Consider the following 16,865-nt stretch of genomic DNA (forward strand, 5'->3'; position numbering starts at 1 on the left):
TCCACTGAAGGAGTCCAGCATGAGCCGTTGCGCCCACATTTGCCTGATGGCCGATTACAACCAGTGGATGAATGCCAAGGTCTATGCGGCGGCGGCCAGCCTGCCGCCCGGCGAGCTGCAGCGCGAGCGGGGCGCCTTTTTTGGCTCCCTGCTGGCCACCCTGAATCACGTGATGGTGGGCGACACCCTGTGGCTGCAGCGCTATGCGAAGCACCCGGCCGGCTTCCCCCTGCTCGACCCCATCCGCGCCATCACGCCGCCCGCGTCGCTCACGCACCCGCTGTTCGCGGCCGAGGATTTTGCCGCCATGCACGCGCACCGGCAATGGCTGGACCAGCTCATCATCGACTGGGCCTCCTCCATCCGCGAAGAAGACCTGGACCACCTGCTCGACTACAGCAACAGCAAGGGCCCGAACCGGCGCGAATTTTTCAGCCTGCTCATGCATTTCTTCAACCATCAGACCCATCACCGGGGCCAGGCCAGCACCCTGCTGTCGCAAGCGGGCGTGGACATTGGCGACACGGATTTACTGTTTCGCATCCCCAACCATATTGCCGACTGACGGCGCGCGGTACAGCCACGCTTTCACGCTAATCGCCGCCAGCGCCAAGGCTCCCAGCAGCGCGCCGCAGCCCAGCGCCCCCGGCATGCCGTAGGACTCGATGGCGATGCCGCCCGCCATTGCGCCCACCGTCACGCCCAGGTTGATGGCGGCGATATACACGCCGATGGCAAACGCCGGCGCCTCGCGCGCTTCGCTGCTGAGCCACACTTGCGTAACGATCAGCCCGCTCGTATGCGCGGCACCCCAGAACAGCAACAGCACCGCCATGGGCACCCAGCCGATACCGCTGCCCGCATACTGGTACAGCAGCCAGTAAGCCAGCCCCAGCAGCACGGGCTGCAGCAGCACCGTGCGCAGCACGTGCGTACCCAGCTGGCGCCCCGCGAACAGATTGCCCGCCACGCCACCGATACCAAACACCACCAGCGCCAGCCCCGTCTGGCGCGCCGACAAGCCCGCCTGCTGCTGCAGATACGCGGCCGCATACGCATACACGGCAAACATGGCGGCAAACACGAGCACGGCGGCGGTAATGGTGAACCACAGGGCGGGTTTGCGCAGCACGGCCAGCTGGCGTCCATACGCCAGCGGCGCCTCGCGCGGCGTGTCCGGCAAGAACAGATATAGCCCCAGCGCCGCCAGCGCGTTGACGAGGGCGCAGGCAAGGAACGATGCCTCGTAGCCATATTGGGCGGCGATCCACGTGGTGAGCGGGATGCCCAGCACCATGCCCATGCTGGTGCCCGTAAATGCATGCGCGCCGGCCCGCGCCGCCTGTTGCGGCGGGTACAGGGCGGCGGCCGCCACCATGGCCAGCGAGAAATACACAGGGTGGAACAGGGCCGGCACGATACGCAGCGCCAGCAGCAGCTCGAAGCGGGGCGCATACGCCGACACCACGCTGGCCAGCGCGAACACGAGCAGGGAAACGATCAACACACGCTTGCGGCGCCAGCGCGTGGCCAGCAGCACGAGAAAGGGGCCGCCCACGGCGATCACGAGGGCGAACAGGCTTACCAAGGAACCCGCCTGCGCGGCCGTCACGCCGTAGCGCTGCATGATCATCGGCAAGATGCCGACCACGCCAAACTCGATGCAGTACACGCCGAACAGACCCAGCGCGAGGAAGACGATCGGGTGCGGCCGTGTCATGGCGCCTCCATCACGCCATACACCGCCTGGCACAGTTCCGTCACGAACGGTCCCGCCATGCCTTCCAGTGCCGTATTCGTAAACGCCACCACGGACAATTCCTGCGCCGGATCGACAAACCACGAATGGCCATACGTGCCGCCCATGCGCCAGCTGCCGACGGACTCCGGCGTGGCGGCAGCAAGCGGGTCCGTCAACACGGTAAAGCCGAGGCCAAAGCCGCGGCCCGGCCAGAACGGCAAATCGAACGCCCCAGTCTGGCTCGTGCCCATCTGCTGCGCCAGACCGGCTGGCAGCAAGGGCGCGCCACCCAGGCGCAGGGTTTCCAGCAGGCGCATGAAGTCGGATGCCGAGCCGACCATGCCGGCGCCACCCGATGGATACGCCTGCGCATCGCGGGCGCGCGCCGGAGATAACACAAACCCTGCCATGCCATCGAGAAACGGCAGATGGTCTTCACCCTCATCGCGCAAGCGGCGCGGCAGGGATTCTCCCGCTGCGCGGTCCGCGTACGCGACGGCCAGACGCGCCGGGTCGGCAGCCACAAAACCCGTGTCGCGCATGGCCAGCGGCACCGTCACCAGATATTCCACGGCGTGCGCCAGCGGCATGCCGGCCGCCTGCTCGATGACGGCGCCCAGCACATCGGTGGCAATCGAGTATGCCCAGCGCTCGCCGGGCGCATATGCGAGCGGCACCGTGGCCAGGCGGCGCAGGTTGTCCTCCAGGGAAATGCGGGACGCATCCATGCCGTCGGACACCCCGGCCTGCGCATACGCGCCGCCCGGCGGCTGGAAAAAGCCATAGTCGAGCCCGGCCGTATGCGTAAGCAAGTGGCGCACGGTGATGGCCGCCACCGTACCGTCCGGCTGACGCGGCGCAAAATACGGCAGCCAGCGCGTTACCAGGTCGTCCAGGCCCAGCCTATCTTGCCCCACCAGCGCCAGCGCGGCCGCAGAGACGATAGGTTTGCTGACGGACGCCAGGCGGAACAAGGCATCCTCGCGCATGGGCGTGCCCGCCTCGCGGTCCAGGTGGCCGGCCGCGCGGCGGTAAATGTCCTGGCCACGCTGGCGCACCAGCACGACGGCGCCCACCAGGCGCTGCTGCTGCAGAACAACGTCCAGCAAGGGATCGATACGGGCGGACAGGGCCGCGGGAGAGAAGTTATAAGTCATGACAAAGCCTTTCAAATGATCAGGCTGCCAAGGTAAGGCAGGCGCGATAAAAGAAAAACAGGCTATAGTTTCTGTCTGTGCGGACGTTGGCATCCGCAATCAACAAGGATCGACATGGATAACCTGGCGGGATTCACGGCCTTTGTGCAGGCGGCCGAAACGCGCAGTTTTGTCGCGGCGGGCCGCGTGCTCGGCATTTCCGCCTCGGCCGTGGGCAAGAGCATCGCGCGGCTGGAAGAGCGCCTCGGTGTGCGCCTGTTTCACCGCAGCACGCGCAGCATCGCGCTCACCAGCGAAGGCACGGTGTTCCTGGAACGCTGCCGGCGCATCCTCGGCGAGATCGAAGCGGCCGAGCTGGAGTTATCGAACAGCAAGAGCGCGCCGCAAGGCCGGCTGCGGGTCAGCTTGCCGCAGGTGGGCAGCTTGCTCAATCCCGTGCTGGCCGCGTTCGCGCGCACCTATCCGCTGGTGGAACTCGACCTCGACTTCAGCGACCGCCGGGTCGACGTGATCGAGGAAGGCTATGACGCCGTCGTGCGCGCGGGAGAGAGCGCCGACAGCCGTTTGATGAGCCGCCAGCTGGGCCAGTTCCAGCTGCAGCTGGTGGCCGCGCCCGCTTACCTGGCGCAGCACGGCACGCCGGTGCTTCCCGCCGACCTCGTACATCACACTTGTTTGCTGTACAAATTTCCCAGCAGCGGCAAGGTCGAAGCCTGGCCCCTGCCCGAATGGCAGGCCCTGCACGCGGCCGGCTTGCCGGCCCTGCTCAACTGCAACAATGTGGAGACCCTGCTGCACTTTGCCGAAAGCGGCCTGGGCATCGCCGCCCTGCCCGACTTTGCCGTGTGCGCGGCGCTCGCCGCGGGCCGCTTGCAGCCGGTGCTGGACGCGCACCGCCAGCACGACGGCGCCTTCCGCATCCTGTGGCCCAGCAGCCGCCATCTGACGCCGAAACTGCGCGCCTTCATCGATTTCCTCGCCACCCACGTGTTTCCGGAAAGCTGAACCCGCATCAGCACCGCGCTCGTTGTTTCCACACGACAACTTAATCAAGTTGCTACCAGTTTTTCAGCTTTTCACGGACTTGATACAAGTTTTTGTATTGCAGTGCGGAATTTTGAGGAACAATTACAGGCTAGCCGCCGCTACGTATAAACCCGTAGCCCCGGCCTGTCCGATGTTTTCCCTCACTTCCGCAATACGAAAGCAATCATGTCACTCACACAATTCAAAATCGGCACCCGGCTCGGGATCGGGTTTGCTGTCGTCCTCGGCCTGCTGGTGGCTGTCTTGCTCGTCGGCTTGTATTCCATGGGACAACTGAGCGCGCGCACGCACGACATCGTGGCCGACAAGAACGTCAAAATGGCGGCCGCCAATACCATGAGCGACAACGTGCGCAACATTACCCTGGCGATCACGAGCATTGTCGTGGCGCCGACGGAAGCGCTGGTGCAGGCGGAACTGGCAAAGATCGGCGAGTCGCGCAAGAAATACGGCGCCGCCAAGAAAACCTTGCAAAAGAAAATCTCGACGGACAAGGAAACGGCGCTGATGGCCGAGCTGGACGCGGCCCTGAAATCGGGCGCGCCGCTGAACAACAAGGTCATCGAGCTGCGCAATGCGGGCCAGACGGACGAAGCGATCGCTTTCCTGACGCAGCAGGCGGCACCGAGCCTGAAACGCGTGCTGGGCGCGCTCGACAGCTTGGTCGCGTATGAAGGCGAGCAGGCGGCGCAGGCGGCAACGGAAGCCGAAACGCTGAGCAACAGCGCGCGCGCCTCCATGATTACCTTGGGCAGCGTGGCCGTGCTGCTGGGCGCTTTTGTTGCGTGGATCATCACGCGCTCGATTACCCAGCCCATCAATGCGGCCGTCAGCGTGGCCGAAACCGTGGCCTCGGGCGACTTGTCATCGCACATCGTCGTCAATTCCAGCGATGAAACGGGCCGCCTGCTGGGCGCCCTGAAAGCCATGAACACCAGCCTGCTGGGCGTGGTGGCGCAAGTGCGCAACGGCACGGATGCGATCTCCACGGCATCGAGCGAAATTGCCGCCGGCAACCTCGACCTGTCGTCCCGCACGGAAGAGCAAGCCAGCTCGCTGGAAGAAACGGCGTCGGCCATGGAAGAGCTGACCTCGACCGTGAAGCAGAACGCGGACAATGCGCGCCAGGCGAACCAGCTGGCGAAAAGCGCATCGGAAGTGGCCGTGCGCGGCGGCAGCATCGTTTCGCAAGTGGTCGACACCATGGGCACGATCAACGCCTCGTCGCGCAAGATCGTCGACATCATCGGCGTCATCGACGGCATCGCCTTCCAGACCAACATCCTGGCCTTGAACGCGGCCGTCGAAGCGGCGCGCGCGGGCGAACAGGGACGCGGTTTTGCCGTCGTGGCGTCGGAAGTGCGCAACCTGGCGCAGCGCTCGGCTGGCGCGGCGAAAGAAATCAAGGAGTTGATCGCCGCCTCCGTCGCCAACGTGGACACGGGTTCGCGCCTCGTCAATGAAGCGGGCCAGACCATGGGCGACATCGTCGACAGCATCGTGCGCGTGACCGACATCATGGGCGAGATCACGTCGGCCACGCACGAACAGACCATCGGCATCGAGCAGATCAACATGGCCATTGCCCAAATGGATGAAGTGACGCAGCAAAACGCGGCCCTCGTGGAAGAAGCGGCAGCCGCCTCGCAAAGCATGCAGGACCAGGCGGGCGAACTGGCCCACGTGGTCGGCTTCTTTAAAACCGGCAACCATGTCGCCAGCGCAGCCAAGCTGGCGCCTGTGCGCGCCACGCCAGCAGCACCAGCCATCGCGCGCCCCGCGGCCAAGCCAGCGCCAGCGCGCAAGGCCGTCGCGGCCGCGCCGGCACGCCGCAGCAATGCGGCCGCCGAGAGCGAATGGGAAGAGTTTTAATGCACGAGTTTTAACCCTCAGCAACATCGCAACGGGGGAAAGCCAGGCAGGAAGTTGCTGCCTGGCTTTTTTTCGTCTGCCAATACCACTTTTTTTTGCGGCAAAGCCCGCGCAATAGACAAAAGTGCAAAACGTGCACAGCGCATACGCTTTACAATCCTCGCTCGCTTTACAAAATATTGGTCATCATGAATCAGGCAGAACAGCAGCGCCTCCTGGCTATCCTGGAGTATTGGCACAAGATCGAATTTTTTATCCCGTTTGACCTGAATCAAATCACGGACGTTGAAGACCAGTCCACCGTGCGTCTCCTGCACCGCGAACAGCTGGCGCAATTGCCGCCGCAGTTCGCCACGCAATGGCAAGTACCGTCCGACCGCGAGATCGACGGCTTTTCATTGTTCCTCGGCGTGTTCGACAAGGCGGAAATCAACAAGGCTTGTCCGCCAGCCACTGGCCCGGAAAACATTACCGAAACAGAAAAAACAGAACTGCTGGGACGCTCGTGCTTTGCCCGCCTCAATCTCAATGCGCTGGGCGAGCCGCAGTTCGATCCGGTGTCCGTGTCGACCTTGCCGTGGGCGCTGGGCCGCGCCCGCACGCCGGACTGGTCTGGCCTGAGCCTGGACGCCTTCAGCGACAGCCAGCTGGCGCTGCAGGACAGCCTGCGCAACTTCGCGGCCAGCCGCACGCCACAGCAAGTGACGGACGAGGCCGGCAATGTCTCGTCTCCCCTGTCCGGTATGGAAATCGCGGCCCTGGCCGACCTGTTGCGCGACTGGGCCGGCTTCCACCCGTCCGCCGGCCAGCCGCTGGCCGTGCTGGAATTGCGTACGCGCAAGAAACGCGCAACGGCCACGGAAGCCGATGCGCTTGAGTCCAGCCAGAACCGCAACCTGGACTTTGGCGACGCGGTGGAACCGTCGATCGATATCCTCAACAGTTTTTACCTCGATGACCTGGAACAGATCATCCGCGCCTTGCGTGGCGGCAAGTTGCCCGCGACGGTCGCCGCCTACCTGACGCCGCTGGCGCAGGATGAGCGCATCGACCTGTACAGCCCGGCCGGACGCCAGGCGCTGGCCGCCATGCTCAATCCGGGCAATATGAACCGGGGCCACTGGCTGGAAGACGCCAGCTACGCCATGAGCCTGATGCAACAGTTCGCCATCCACGGCGCGCGCACGGGTTTGAGCGAGCGGGGCATCTTTTCCGTCAATGGCCCGCCGGGCACGGGCAAGACGACCTTGCTGCGCGAATTGTTCGCCGACAACATCGTGCGCCGGGCCAGCGTGCTGTCCTGCCTCGATCGCGCCGGCGACGCCTTCATCGGCAAGGTGGCCGTGGCCTTCGAAGGCGTGCGCGACCCGATCACCATCGCCCGCTTGCGCCCGGAACTGACGGGCTTTGAAATGGTCGTCGCTTCGTCGAACAATGCAGCCGTGGAAAACATTTCCGGCGACCTGCCAAAACCGAAGCAGCTGGGTAAGGAATGGGCACGCACGCGCTACTTTGAAAGCGTGGCGCGCCGGATCGTGGCCGACGGCAATGGCGCCAACCGCGCGCTGAGTGAGGCGGAAGCGCCATGGGGCTTGATGTCCTGCGCGCTGGGCAATAGCGCGAACCGCCGCCGCTTCGTCAGCAATTTCTATGACGACGACTGGGACAAGACCACGGCGCGCAAGACGCCGAATGCGCAAAATATCCGCCAGTGGCTGGCCAGCCACCAGGGCGTGAGCTTCGCCCAGGCGGCGCGCGAATTCCGCGAGACGGAACACGTAGTCGAAAAGGCGCTGGCCGAGCACGCCCAGTACGCGGCCCTGTGGCAAGCCGTGGGTACGTGCACGGAAGCCGAATTCATCCACAGCAGCCAGCAGGCGCTGATTGCGGCCGAAGAAGAAATGGATGCGGCCAATGGCGCCCTGTCCGACGCGCTGGCGCAGCAGGACACCCTGCTTGCCAGCAAGAAGGAATTGCTGGAAGAAGAACGCCTGGTGGCGCTGACGCAGCCCGGTTTCTTTGCCCGCTTGTTCCGCACGGCGCCGGCGCGCACCTACAAGGACGCCGTCGTCGCCAACGCCGAGGCGCAGCGCCAGGCTGCGCGCGACGTGTCCGCCATCAAGCTGCTGCTGAAGGGCGAGCTGGAGCCGCGCTGCGAACGCGCGCGCAACAGCCTGCACATCGCCCTGCGCACGGCGCAATCGCGCCAGCGCGAATGGGATGACAGCACGGAACTGCTGCGCCGCGCGCGCATGCGCTTCCCCACCATCGCCGCGCCGGCGACCCTGGACGAGCTGGACGGCGACGCGCTGCAAATTGGCGGCCTGTGGCATGAACCGGCCCTGGCGCGCCTGCGCTCGCGCCTGTTTGCCAAGGCCCTGGCCCTGCATGAAGCATGGCTGGCGGAAGTGGCAAAGAAAGGCGGACCCGGCTTTGGCGGCAACTTGCTGGCCGTGTCGAAATTGCTGAAAAACAAGCGCGCCTACGACCAGTCGCACATCGCCATGGTCTGGCACAGCCTGTTCATGGTGGTGCCCGTCGTGTCGACGACGTTTGCCTCGTTCGCGCGCCAGTTCCAGGGCATGGGTGCCGAATCGCTGGGCTGGCTGTTCATCGACGAGGCGGGCCAGGCCGTGCCGCAAGCGGCGCTGGGCAGCCTGTGGCGTGCCAAGCGCGCCGTCGTCGTGGGCGACCCGCTGCAGATCGAGCCCGTGTTCACGGTGCCGGGCCGCCTCGTGCAAACCTTGTCCGCCCTGTCGCCGCACACGCAGGATGGCAGTTATGCGCCAACTTCCGTTTCCGTACAGACATTGGCGGACAAGGCCAACCGCTATGGCGCCGTCGTCGGCGCCGGCAGCGCACAGCCGCTGTGGATAGGCAGTCCCTTGCGCGTACACCGCCGCTGCGTGGAACCGATGTTCTCGCTGGCCAACAGCATCGCCTACGAAGACAAGATGGTCTATGGCTTGAGCGAGCGCACGCCGCCGGCCGGCGCGCGGGGACTCACGCGTGGCCCCAGCTGCTGGATCGACGCCGCCGGTCCTGTCAGCTACAAGCAGGTCGTGCCCGTGCAACTCGAATTCGTGCTGGAAGTGCTGCTGAAACTGTACCGCCGCGACGGCAAACTGCCCGACATGTATGTGATTACGCCCTTCAAGGCCGTGCGCAACGAATTGCGCTCGCGCATCGTCGACATGGACTGGGACCGCCGCCTCGGCTACGGCAAGGCGCCGACTGCCCGCGAATTGCGCCAGTGGAGCAGCCAGATGGTGGGCACCGTGCATACCTTCCAGGGCAAGGAGCAAAGCGTGGTGATGCTGGTCCTCGGCGCCGATGACAGCACGGCCGGTGCCGCGCAGTGGGCGGCAGCCACGCCGAACTTGCTCAACGTGGCCCTGACGCGCGCGCAGCACCATGTGTACATCGTCGGCAACCCGCTGCTGTGGGGCCAATTGCCGCATTTCGCGCCCGCGTGTGCGCAGTTGCCGCATACGGGCATGCATGAGTTTTTGGTGGAGATGGGTTGACGGCCCCATGACCATGCTTTACGGCGTAGGTCGGATTAGGTCCGCAGGACCGTAATCCGACAATATGGTTGGCGCGTGATGTCGGATTACGCGCTTGCGCGCTAATCCGACCTACGGTCCTCGAGCGGAAACACTAAAGTGAACGTCGTGGCGGCCGCATCCGACGCCACCGTCGCGCTGCCGCCATGCAACTGCATGATGGCCGTGACGATGGCCAGGCCCAGGCCTGTGGAAGCGGCCGAGTCGCTGCGGGCCGGGTCAGCGCGGTAGAAACGCTCGAACAAATGGGGCAAGTGGCGCGCGGGGATGGCGGAGCCGAGGTTGCTTACGCTCAGTTCCACACCCTCGTTCGTCGCATGCGAGCGCAGCAGTATCGTGCTGCCGGGCGCCGCGTGGCGTATCGCGTTCGACAGCAAATTACCGAGCGCGCGGCGCAGCAGTTGCGGCTCGGCCGTCACCGTGCCGCTGCCATGGCAAGCCAGCGCCAGCTCGCGCTCTTCGGCCAGTCCCTCAAAGAAATCGGCCAGGCGCAAAAACTCGTCCTGCACGGGCAAGACTTGCTTGACGAGCACCATTTCATCCTGCTGCGCACGCGCCAGGAACAGCATGCTGTCGATCATGCGCGACAGCCGTTCCAGCTCTTCCACATTTGACGACACCAGCTGTTCATACTCGTGCGCGCTGCGCGGGCGGGCCAGCATCACCTGGCTTTGCCCCAGCAAATTGGTGACGGGCGTGCGGAATTCATGCGCCAGGTCGGCGGAAAACTGCGACAGCCTCGCATAGCCTTCCTGCAGCCGCGCCAGCATGGCGTTGAGCGCCTGAATCAGAGGCAGCAATTCCGTGGGCGCGCCGCGCGCATCGAGCTGCTGCTCCAGCTTGCCAGGCCGCACGAGGGCCGCATGGGCGGCGATATTGCGCAGCGGCCGCAGTCCCCGCAGCAGCATCAGGCTCGCCAACAGCGCCGCCACCAGCGCGCTGACGGCCACCGAGACGACGATTTGCCAGCGGTAGGCCGCAAACATGGCCGTGCGGTCGCCGTAGACCCGGGCGACGGAAATGTCCGCCATCTGCGCCGGGTCGCCGATGCGCGCGCTGGCCGCCACGACCCTGGCTGGATAACCGTCGCGGCTGGTCCAGCTGACGATGTCGTTGTTTGTCACGGGCGCATCGACGGCGACAGGAACAGGATGCGCCACCGTCTCGCCGTTCGGATTGACATCGATCAAACGCGTGCCATCGGCGCGCACGATGCGCACCAGGGAATTTTCTTGGCCGCTCATGGTGTCGCGGAAATACTGGGGCCGCTCGCGGATGATGTCGAGGGTACCCGCATTGCCCAGCAGCTGCTGGATCTGCCGCAGTTTCCCCAGCAATAATATATCGTCGCGGCGCTCGATTTCCGCGACAAATGAACGGTACAAATGCATGCCCAGCCCGGCCGACACGAGCGCCACGATCAGTACGAACACGAGCGTGACGCGCAGGGTCAGCGAGCGGCGGAGTTGCGCCAGCTTCATGCGGGCGCGCCACTGTCAGCCACGGCAGGCGCGCGCAATTCGCAGACATAGCCCATGCCCCGCAAGGTGTGGATCAGCTTGGGTTCGAACGGGTCGTCGAGCTTGCTGCGCAGGCGGCGGATGGCCGCGTCGATCACGTTGGTATCGCTCTCGAAATTGATGTCCCATACTTGCGAAGCGATGATGGAGCGCGACAGCACTTCGCCCTGGCGCCGCGCCAATAAATGCAGCAAGCCGAACTCCTTGGCCGTCAGGGTGATGCGCTGGCCTTGCCGGCTCACCTTGCGCTTCATCACGTCGATTTCCATGTCGCCGATCCGGATGACGTCGTCTTCGCGCGGCGGCCCGCGCCGCAGCAAAGTGCGGATGCGCGCCACGAGTTCGGCAAACGCGAACGGTTTCACCAGGTAATCGTCGGCGCCCAATTCCAGCCCCTTGACCCGGTCCTGCACTTCGTCGCGCGCCGTGAGGAAGATTACGGGCACGTCGGCGCCGCCCTCCTGCAAGCGCAGCGCGCGCAAGACTTGCCAGCCATCCATGATGGGCAGCATGACGTCGAGCACGATGAGATCGGGTGACTCGCTGCTGGCCATATACAAGCCGTCGCGGCCATTGCGCGCCAGGCTCACCGTAAAGCCGGACTCGGCCAGGCCGCGCAGCAGATAGTCGCCCGTCTTCGGTTCGTCTTCGATTACCAGGATGCGCATGGGTAGGGGCTTTCTTGTGGGAAGTTGAACCATTTTACGCCGCGTGCAAACCGCTGCGGATGATAAAAATGTCATGCGGCGATCATCTTCTCGTAGGGCAACACTGGCCATACTGGCGTCACTTTACTCAACGGACAGCCACATGAAAACCCTGTTATTCGGCAGTACCCTGCTGTGCCTGCTGGCCGGTCCAGCCCACGCTCAATTGCGCAAGGTCGATGACCTCTCGCTGGCGGCGGCCAACAAGCTGGCCGATGCGGCCATGGCAGCATGCCAGGCGCAAGGACGGCACATCGTCGTTACCGTGCTCGATCGTGGCGGCAATATTGTCGCTGTGCAGCGCGCCGATGGCGTCGGGCCGCACAACACGGATGCGAGCCGGCGCAAGGCCTACACGGCCCTGTCCACCAAGAATGATACCCAGGCGCTGGCCGTGGCCGCGCGTAGCAATCCCGACATGGCCAATCTGACCACCGTGCCGGAACTGTTGCTGCTGGGCGGCGGCCTGCCTTTGCGAAGCAAGGGCGAAGTGGTCGGCGCCATCGGCGTGGCCGGTGGCGGTGGCGCCCTGCAAGACCGGGCCTGCGCCCATGCCGCCCTGGCCGCCATCCCTGAACTCGATTCCCCTACCCTTTAAACTGAAAGATACGACGATGAGCACACTGAAACAATTCACCGCCGCCCTGGCCTTCGCCAGCCTGTCCAGCATGGCCCTGGCCGCCGCCAATCCCTTGAGCGTGCACATTCTCGACTTGCAGAGCGGACAGCCGACGGCGGGCGTAACGGTCACCCTGGAGCAAAAGAACGGTGAAGGCTGGCAACAACTGGGCAGTGCCGTGACGAATGCGCAGGGGCGCATCGCGGCCATGTATCCGGTGGATGCGCCCATGCAGGCGGGCGATTACCGCATCGTGTTTAAAACGGGCGAGCACTATGCGCGCCTGAAACAGGAAACTTTTTTCCCGGAAATCCCCGTGCAATTTCACGTGGAAAAGACTGACCAGCACTATCACATTCCGCTGCTGCTCAGCCCTTTCGGCTTTTCCACGTATCGGGGCAATTAACCGTTGCTCAAGCCACCGTCTTCGCCGTCTGCCCGAACAGCACGCTTTTCGCATCGCCGCTGACGGTCGGCTGCACATTGATCTCCGCCGCCCGCGCATACGCGCGCACGGTGGCGGGACGGGCGGCAATGGCCGCGAACCAGCGCGCCAGATGCGGGAAATCTTCCAGCTTCTGGCGCTGGCGTTCGTGCGGCACGATCCACGGATAGATCGCCATGTCGGCGATGGAATAGCTGTCGCCGGCCACGAATTCGCGGTCCGCCAGGCGCTTGTTCAGCACGCCGTATAGCCGGTTCGTTTCGTTGACGTAGCGCGTGATGGCGTAGTCGATCGGTTCGGGCGCATATTGCACGAAATGGTGGTTTTGCCCGGCCATGGGGCCAAGGCCGCCCATTTGCCAGAACAGCCATTGCATGACTTCGGCACGTCCCCGCACATCCATCGGCAGGAATTGCCCGCTTTTCTCGGCCAGGTATTGCAAAATCGCGCCAGACTCGAACAGCGACAGCGGCGCGCCGCCATCTTCCGGCGCCTGGTCGACGATGGCGGGAATGCGGTTATTCGGCGCGATGGCGAGAAACTCGGGCTTGAACTGCTCGCCCTTGCCGATATGCACGGGAATAAGGTTGTAGGGGATGCCCGCTTCTTCCAGGAACATCGTCACTTTGTGCCCGTTGGGCGTGGTCCAGTAATACAGGTCGATCATCGTGGTCTTTCCAGGTAGATAAGTAGGAGCAGGCGAACTTGGCATAACTATTGTCGCGCCGCAACTGATATGCATGGATATAATGCCACGTAAGCGAAAAACAAGGCGGCGCAAGCACCCACTAGCGCCGTCACGCAGGCATCCCGACATTCCCGAGCACAAAACAAAGAAAGCCGACCATGCGCAAACTCCTGATCGTCACGCTGTCCGTCCTGCTGTCAGGCTGTGTCCAGGACTTCGCCATCTACATGTTCGATGGGCAAGACCATTCCCTGACCGTGCGCCGCCAGCAACGTTATTTTTGGCAAGATACCGTGGAAGTGCAGCTGATGGCGACCAATCTGCCGCAATGCCAGCGCTTGCATACCCTGTCCACCGATGCGCCGGCCGACATCACCGTCGAGCTGTTCGCGGCCGGCGATGGCCTGTGGAATATCCGCATGGGCAAGCAGTTGTGGCAGGCGGAAACGAATACCTGCAATGAGCTGACGGAAATGGAAAACGACCCGAAAGCCGACCTGGGCCAGCCGGTCGGGCAATTCGTGGTCGTCGATGACAAGCTGGAATTCGAACCGGCGCCGCCAGCGGCGGCACCAGCCCAGTAGAACCCTAGCGCGCCGCCAGGCTGCGCAGCGGCTTTTTCGCCGCGGCGCGCGGTGCGCCAGCCGAAGTGGCCGCCAGGCGCGGCGACGTGCCCGGCTCCTGCGCCGACAGTTTGAAGCGCGCCACCAGTTGCGCCAGCACGGCCGCCTGGTCCTGCATGCTCGACGCCGCTGCCGCCGCCTCTTCCACCAGTGCCGCATTTTGCTGCGTCACGCTATCCATCTCCGTGATCGCTTGGTTGACGTGGCCGATGCCCGTGCTTTGCTCGTGCGAGGCGGCCGTGATGTCGGCCATGATGTCGGTCACGCGCGAGACGGAAGCGACTACCTGATCCATGGTCGTGCCCGCCTGTGCGACAAGCGTGCTGCCGGCCGCGATGCTGTCGACGGAAGCGCCGATCAGCTCCTTGATTTCCTTCGCCGCACCGGCCGAGCGCTGCGCCAGATTACGCACTTCAGATGCCACGACGGCAAAGCCGCGACCCTGTTCGCCGGCGCGCGCCGCTTCCACGGCCGCGTTCAAGGCCAGGATATTCGTCTGGAAGGCGATGCCGTCGATGACGCCGATGATGTCGACGATCTTGCGCGACGAGGCGTTGATGGTGTCCATGGTACCGATCACTTGCGCCACCACGGCGCCGCCCTGGCGGGCCACGGCGGAAGCGGACTGCGCCAACTCATTTGCCTGCACGGCGTTGCCCGCGTTTTGTGTCACGGTCGAGGTCAATTCCTCCATCGAGGCAGCCGTTTCTTCCAGCGAACTGGCTTGCATTTCCGTGCGCGCCGACAAGTCCATATTGCCGCTGGCGATCTCGCTCGACGCCGTGGCGATCGTCTCGGCGCTATGGCGGATTTCGCTGATCGCATCGACCAGGTTGGTTTGCATGGTTTTCATCGCGTACAGCACGCTGTGGCGATCGTTGGCATGCGTGCGCACGACGCCGCTCAAATCGTTATTCGCGATCTTTTCCGCCACGTCGGCCGCATACTCGGGATCGCCGCCCAGCGCATGGCGCAAGCTGCGGTTGATCACCACGACGACGGCGGCCAGCAAGCCGCACACGAGCACCAGCACGCCCAGCGAGGTCAGCAGCGACTGGCGGAAGGCCGCGTCGATATCGTCCATGTACACGCCCACCACCAGGGTCCAGGCCCATGGCTTGTAGGCCGCCACGCGGCTCATCTTCGGTTCGGGGGTCTTCTGGCCGGGACGGGGGAAATAATAATGAACGAAGCCCTTGCCCGTATCGCTCTTGCCGACAGCCACGATGTCGCGGTACAGATAGGTGCCGTTGGCATCCTTAAAATCCGACATGTTCTTGCCATCGGTTTGCGGCGCGGCAGGATTCATCACGACGACGGCGTCGAGGTTGATGATGGACAAATAACCGGTCTCGCCGAAACGCATGCTCTTGATGACGGCCGTGGCCTGCTTTTGCGCTTCTTCCTTCGTCAAGGCGCCGCTGGCGGCCAGGTCGCCGAACATCTTGACGGCGCCCAGGCCCAGGTCGGCGGCATTGCTCAGGTCGGCGCTACGTTCTTCGATGCGGATCTTGCGCACTTCCAGGGCGTTATAGACAAAAATAACGGTGATGCACAACAGGCTGCAAATCAGGGGAATCCATAACTTCTGCTGGAACGTCAATTTCTTCATGCTGTGTCTCCAACTATCTATTTGCGGCGGTGGGGCGTGGCCCGCTTCCTGCTCGACAGGCCAGGAATGCGGCGGCGACGATGCTCTGGCGGCACCGTTCAGACGACACCAGCATACGCTCGAAATACCGGTATTTACAATGCCGGGAGGCAATGATTTTTGCTTGGTGTTGTTAATGCGTTGCGACAATTGATGAGAATTGATGCTGCATTGCAGTAAAAAAGCATGCAGATAGGGGGTGGCAAGGCAGGCGGGGGTGGCGTGCCTGTGTCAAAATGCACGCCGGATAAAGATGAATCACGAAAGCACAGCATGACCAAGAATGAAGCCATGAAACGCATCAACGACCGCCTGGGCAAACCCACCTTGACGGACAAGAACACGCATTTTGCCAGCGTCGCCAGCTATGGCACGGACGAAGGCTGGTGGCTGAAGATCCCCTTCCTGACCTTCAAGCAGGAATTGCATTTCATCCTCAACAATGAGAAAACGAAAAGCTTCCAGCACCTGAAAATCGGCCCCAACCAGATCCTCAGCCCCGGCATGAAATTCCGCAGCACGGGCGGCGCGGCCGACGCCTTCATGTCGGCCTCGGCGCCGAAGCGCCTGGTCGACTTGCTCGACGGCGGCAGCAAGTACAATTTTACAAAACACTTTGTCAACGATTATCGCTATTAGGAACACCTGACCAAACCTGCTGCGCGTCGGTTTTGTCAGACGTTGTGTAGCCTTGTCAGATCATTTTTGGGGCGGCAGCCACGCCTTGATCAAATGCTGGGCGATATCGAGCGCGTCGTCGCGGCTGGTGCCGAAATGCAGGGGATAACCCCAGAACTTGCCGAACATCACGGCAAAGGCCTTGCCCGCCAGACGCTTGGCGGCGCTCGGTTCGACCAGCACCATGCCCTGGATATACGCACGGATGGCCGCCTTGTTCTGCTTCATCCAGAGTGACGCCCGCTTGCGCTCTTCCTGCGGGTGTTCGTGCCCATCCTCGTCAAAGCCTTCCTCGCTGAGAATGACAAACGCCTGGCGGCGCGCCAGCAGCGCGTCAAACTGGGCAAACAGCATATCGGGCTGGGCAGGCGCTGCCTCGCGGCGCATCCAGACGAGGGGAAAAGTGGATAGATCAAGCTGCATGGTGATGACTCCTTCAAGGGGTTGCCGTTCCTCCTTACCTTCATCAGAACACTGGCGGCGGCGGTTGCCGTTGAAGCGGGGCTGCGGATCTCCATACAATACCGTTGGCGGTACCGCGCGTCATTGCA

15 protein-coding genes are annotated in these 16,865 nt (G+C 63.6%); 8 read left to right on the forward strand and 7 right to left on the reverse strand.

What is annotated here, in order from left to right; translation table 11 throughout:
- Positions 1-19 precede the first annotated feature (19 nt).
- On the forward strand, positions 20-565 hold the full coding sequence (locus JAB6_RS11710; protein WP_070302928.1) for a DinB family protein: 546 nt from the start codon (positions 20-22) through the stop codon (positions 563-565).
- Here the strand turns inward: JAB6_RS11710 and JAB6_RS11715 are convergent.
- Both JAB6_RS11715 and JAB6_RS11720 read right to left on the reverse strand, forming a co-directional pair.
- Complete coding sequence (locus JAB6_RS11715) at positions 530-1,720, reverse strand: MFS transporter (RefSeq protein ID WP_070302930.1); 1,191 nt, start codon at positions 1,718-1,720, stop codon at positions 530-532. The genes JAB6_RS11710 and JAB6_RS11715 overlap by 36 nt on opposite strands.
- Positions 1,717-2,898, reverse strand: a complete 1,182-nt coding sequence (locus JAB6_RS11720) for a serine hydrolase (RefSeq protein WP_070302935.1) — start codon at positions 2,896-2,898, stop codon at positions 1,717-1,719. Before JAB6_RS11720 ends, JAB6_RS11715 begins: the two co-directional genes overlap by 4 nt.
- Before the next feature lie 114 nt (positions 2,899-3,012).
- Here JAB6_RS11720 and JAB6_RS11725 point away from each other — a divergent pair, with 114 nt between their 5' ends.
- From JAB6_RS11725 to JAB6_RS11735, 3 genes are all read left to right on the forward strand, one after another.
- A complete protein-coding gene (locus tag JAB6_RS11725) occupies positions 3,013-3,903 on the forward strand; it encodes a LysR family transcriptional regulator (RefSeq protein WP_070302937.1) in 891 nt (296 codons plus the stop codon).
- A 207-nt stretch (positions 3,904-4,110) separates the two neighbouring features.
- Entirely contained in the window at positions 4,111-5,817 is a 1,707-nt protein-coding gene (locus JAB6_RS11730; RefSeq protein ID WP_070302939.1) for a methyl-accepting chemotaxis protein, read from the forward strand.
- 188 nt (positions 5,818-6,005) lie between these two features.
- The gene (locus JAB6_RS11735; RefSeq protein ID WP_254671595.1) at positions 6,006-9,344 is read left to right on the forward strand and encodes a DEAD/DEAH box helicase; all 3,339 of its coding nucleotides are present in this window, start codon (positions 6,006-6,008) and stop codon (positions 9,342-9,344) included.
- Positions 9,345-9,445: 101 nt separating this feature from the next.
- On the opposite strand, the gene JAB6_RS11740 is transcribed toward JAB6_RS11735, so the two are convergent.
- Both JAB6_RS11740 and JAB6_RS11745 read right to left on the reverse strand, forming a co-directional pair.
- Positions 9,446-10,864: a heavy metal sensor histidine kinase gene (locus tag JAB6_RS11740; protein ID WP_070302943.1), complete on the reverse strand. Its 1,419-nt coding sequence runs from the start codon at positions 10,862-10,864 to the stop codon at positions 9,446-9,448.
- On the reverse strand, positions 10,861-11,571 hold the full coding sequence (locus JAB6_RS11745; RefSeq protein ID WP_070302948.1) for a heavy metal response regulator transcription factor: 711 nt from the start codon (positions 11,569-11,571) through the stop codon (positions 10,861-10,863). The genes JAB6_RS11740 and JAB6_RS11745 overlap by 4 nt, the downstream gene beginning before the upstream one ends.
- Before the next feature lie 142 nt (positions 11,572-11,713).
- Between JAB6_RS11745 and JAB6_RS11750 the strand changes: the two genes are divergently transcribed.
- Both JAB6_RS11750 and uraH read left to right on the forward strand, forming a co-directional pair.
- The gene (locus JAB6_RS11750; RefSeq protein ID WP_070302950.1) at positions 11,714-12,208 is read left to right on the forward strand and encodes a heme-binding protein; all 495 of its coding nucleotides are present in this window, start codon (positions 11,714-11,716) and stop codon (positions 12,206-12,208) included.
- A gap of 16 nt (positions 12,209-12,224) precedes the next feature.
- Complete coding sequence (gene uraH / locus JAB6_RS11755; RefSeq protein WP_070302951.1) at positions 12,225-12,635, forward strand: hydroxyisourate hydrolase; 411 nt, start codon at positions 12,225-12,227, stop codon at positions 12,633-12,635.
- A 7-nt stretch (positions 12,636-12,642) separates the two neighbouring features.
- On the opposite strand, the gene JAB6_RS11760 is transcribed toward uraH, so the two are convergent.
- Positions 12,643-13,341 (reverse strand): glutathione binding-like protein, encoded by a 699-nt coding sequence (locus JAB6_RS11760; protein ID WP_070302953.1) that lies wholly within the window; start codon positions 13,339-13,341, stop codon positions 12,643-12,645.
- Between the two features lie 179 nt (positions 13,342-13,520).
- Here JAB6_RS11760 and JAB6_RS11765 point away from each other — a divergent pair, with 179 nt between their 5' ends.
- Complete coding sequence (locus tag JAB6_RS11765) at positions 13,521-13,946, forward strand: hypothetical protein (protein ID WP_034754379.1); 426 nt, start codon at positions 13,521-13,523, stop codon at positions 13,944-13,946.
- Positions 13,947-13,950: 4 nt separating this feature from the next.
- On the opposite strand, the gene JAB6_RS11770 is transcribed toward JAB6_RS11765, so the two are convergent.
- Positions 13,951-15,597 carry a methyl-accepting chemotaxis protein gene (locus JAB6_RS11770; RefSeq protein WP_070302955.1) on the reverse strand — a complete coding sequence of 549 codons (1,647 nt, stop codon included), beginning with the start codon at positions 15,595-15,597 and terminating at the stop codon, positions 13,951-13,953.
- A 312-nt stretch (positions 15,598-15,909) separates the two neighbouring features.
- Between JAB6_RS11770 and JAB6_RS11775 the strand changes: the two genes are divergently transcribed.
- Positions 15,910-16,275, forward strand: coding sequence for a hypothetical protein (locus tag JAB6_RS11775; RefSeq protein ID WP_070302957.1), 366 nt, complete (start codon positions 15,910-15,912; stop codon positions 16,273-16,275).
- A 60-nt stretch (positions 16,276-16,335) separates the two neighbouring features.
- Here JAB6_RS11775 and JAB6_RS11780 read toward each other — a convergent pair whose 3' ends face one another.
- On the reverse strand, positions 16,336-16,737 hold the full coding sequence (locus JAB6_RS11780) for a hypothetical protein (protein ID WP_070302959.1): 402 nt from the start codon (positions 16,735-16,737) through the stop codon (positions 16,336-16,338).
- Positions 16,738-16,865 lie beyond the last annotated feature (128 nt).

The organism is Janthinobacterium sp. HH104 (assembly GCF_001758715.1).
GTDB lineage: Bacteria > Pseudomonadota > Gammaproteobacteria > Burkholderiales > Burkholderiaceae_D > Janthinobacterium > Janthinobacterium aestuarii.

Coding starts and splice junctions, on each gene's coding strand:
- JAB6_RS11710 (WP_070302928.1), top strand. CDS start 20: ATGAGCCGTTGCGCCCACATTTGCCTGATGGCCGATTACAACCAGTGG.
- JAB6_RS11715 (WP_070302930.1), bottom strand. CDS start 1,720: ATGACACGGCCGCACCCGATCGTCTTCCTCGCGCTGGGTCTGTTCGGC.
- JAB6_RS11720 (WP_070302935.1), bottom strand. CDS start 2,898: ATGACTTATAACTTCTCTCCCGCGGCCCTGTCCGCCCGTATCGATCCC.
- JAB6_RS11725 (WP_070302937.1), top strand. CDS start 3,013: ATGGATAACCTGGCGGGATTCACGGCCTTTGTGCAGGCGGCCGAAACG.
- JAB6_RS11730 (WP_070302939.1), top strand. CDS start 4,111: ATGTCACTCACACAATTCAAAATCGGCACCCGGCTCGGGATCGGGTTT.
- JAB6_RS11735 (WP_254671595.1), top strand. CDS start 6,006: ATGAATCAGGCAGAACAGCAGCGCCTCCTGGCTATCCTGGAGTATTGG.
- JAB6_RS11740 (WP_070302943.1), bottom strand. CDS start 10,864: ATGAAGCTGGCGCAACTCCGCCGCTCGCTGACCCTGCGCGTCACGCTC.
- JAB6_RS11745 (WP_070302948.1), bottom strand. CDS start 11,571: ATGCGCATCCTGGTAATCGAAGACGAACCGAAGACGGGCGACTATCTG.
- JAB6_RS11750 (WP_070302950.1), top strand. CDS start 11,714: ATGAAAACCCTGTTATTCGGCAGTACCCTGCTGTGCCTGCTGGCCGGT.
- uraH (WP_070302951.1), top strand. CDS start 12,225: ATGAGCACACTGAAACAATTCACCGCCGCCCTGGCCTTCGCCAGCCTG.
- JAB6_RS11760 (WP_070302953.1), bottom strand. CDS start 13,341: ATGATCGACCTGTATTACTGGACCACGCCCAACGGGCACAAAGTGACG.
- JAB6_RS11765 (WP_034754379.1), top strand. CDS start 13,521: ATGCGCAAACTCCTGATCGTCACGCTGTCCGTCCTGCTGTCAGGCTGT.
- JAB6_RS11770 (WP_070302955.1), bottom strand. CDS start 15,597: ATGAAGAAATTGACGTTCCAGCAGAAGTTATGGATTCCCCTGATTTGC.
- JAB6_RS11775 (WP_070302957.1), top strand. CDS start 15,910: ATGACCAAGAATGAAGCCATGAAACGCATCAACGACCGCCTGGGCAAA.
- JAB6_RS11780 (WP_070302959.1), bottom strand. CDS start 16,737: ATGCAGCTTGATCTATCCACTTTTCCCCTCGTCTGGATGCGCCGCGAG.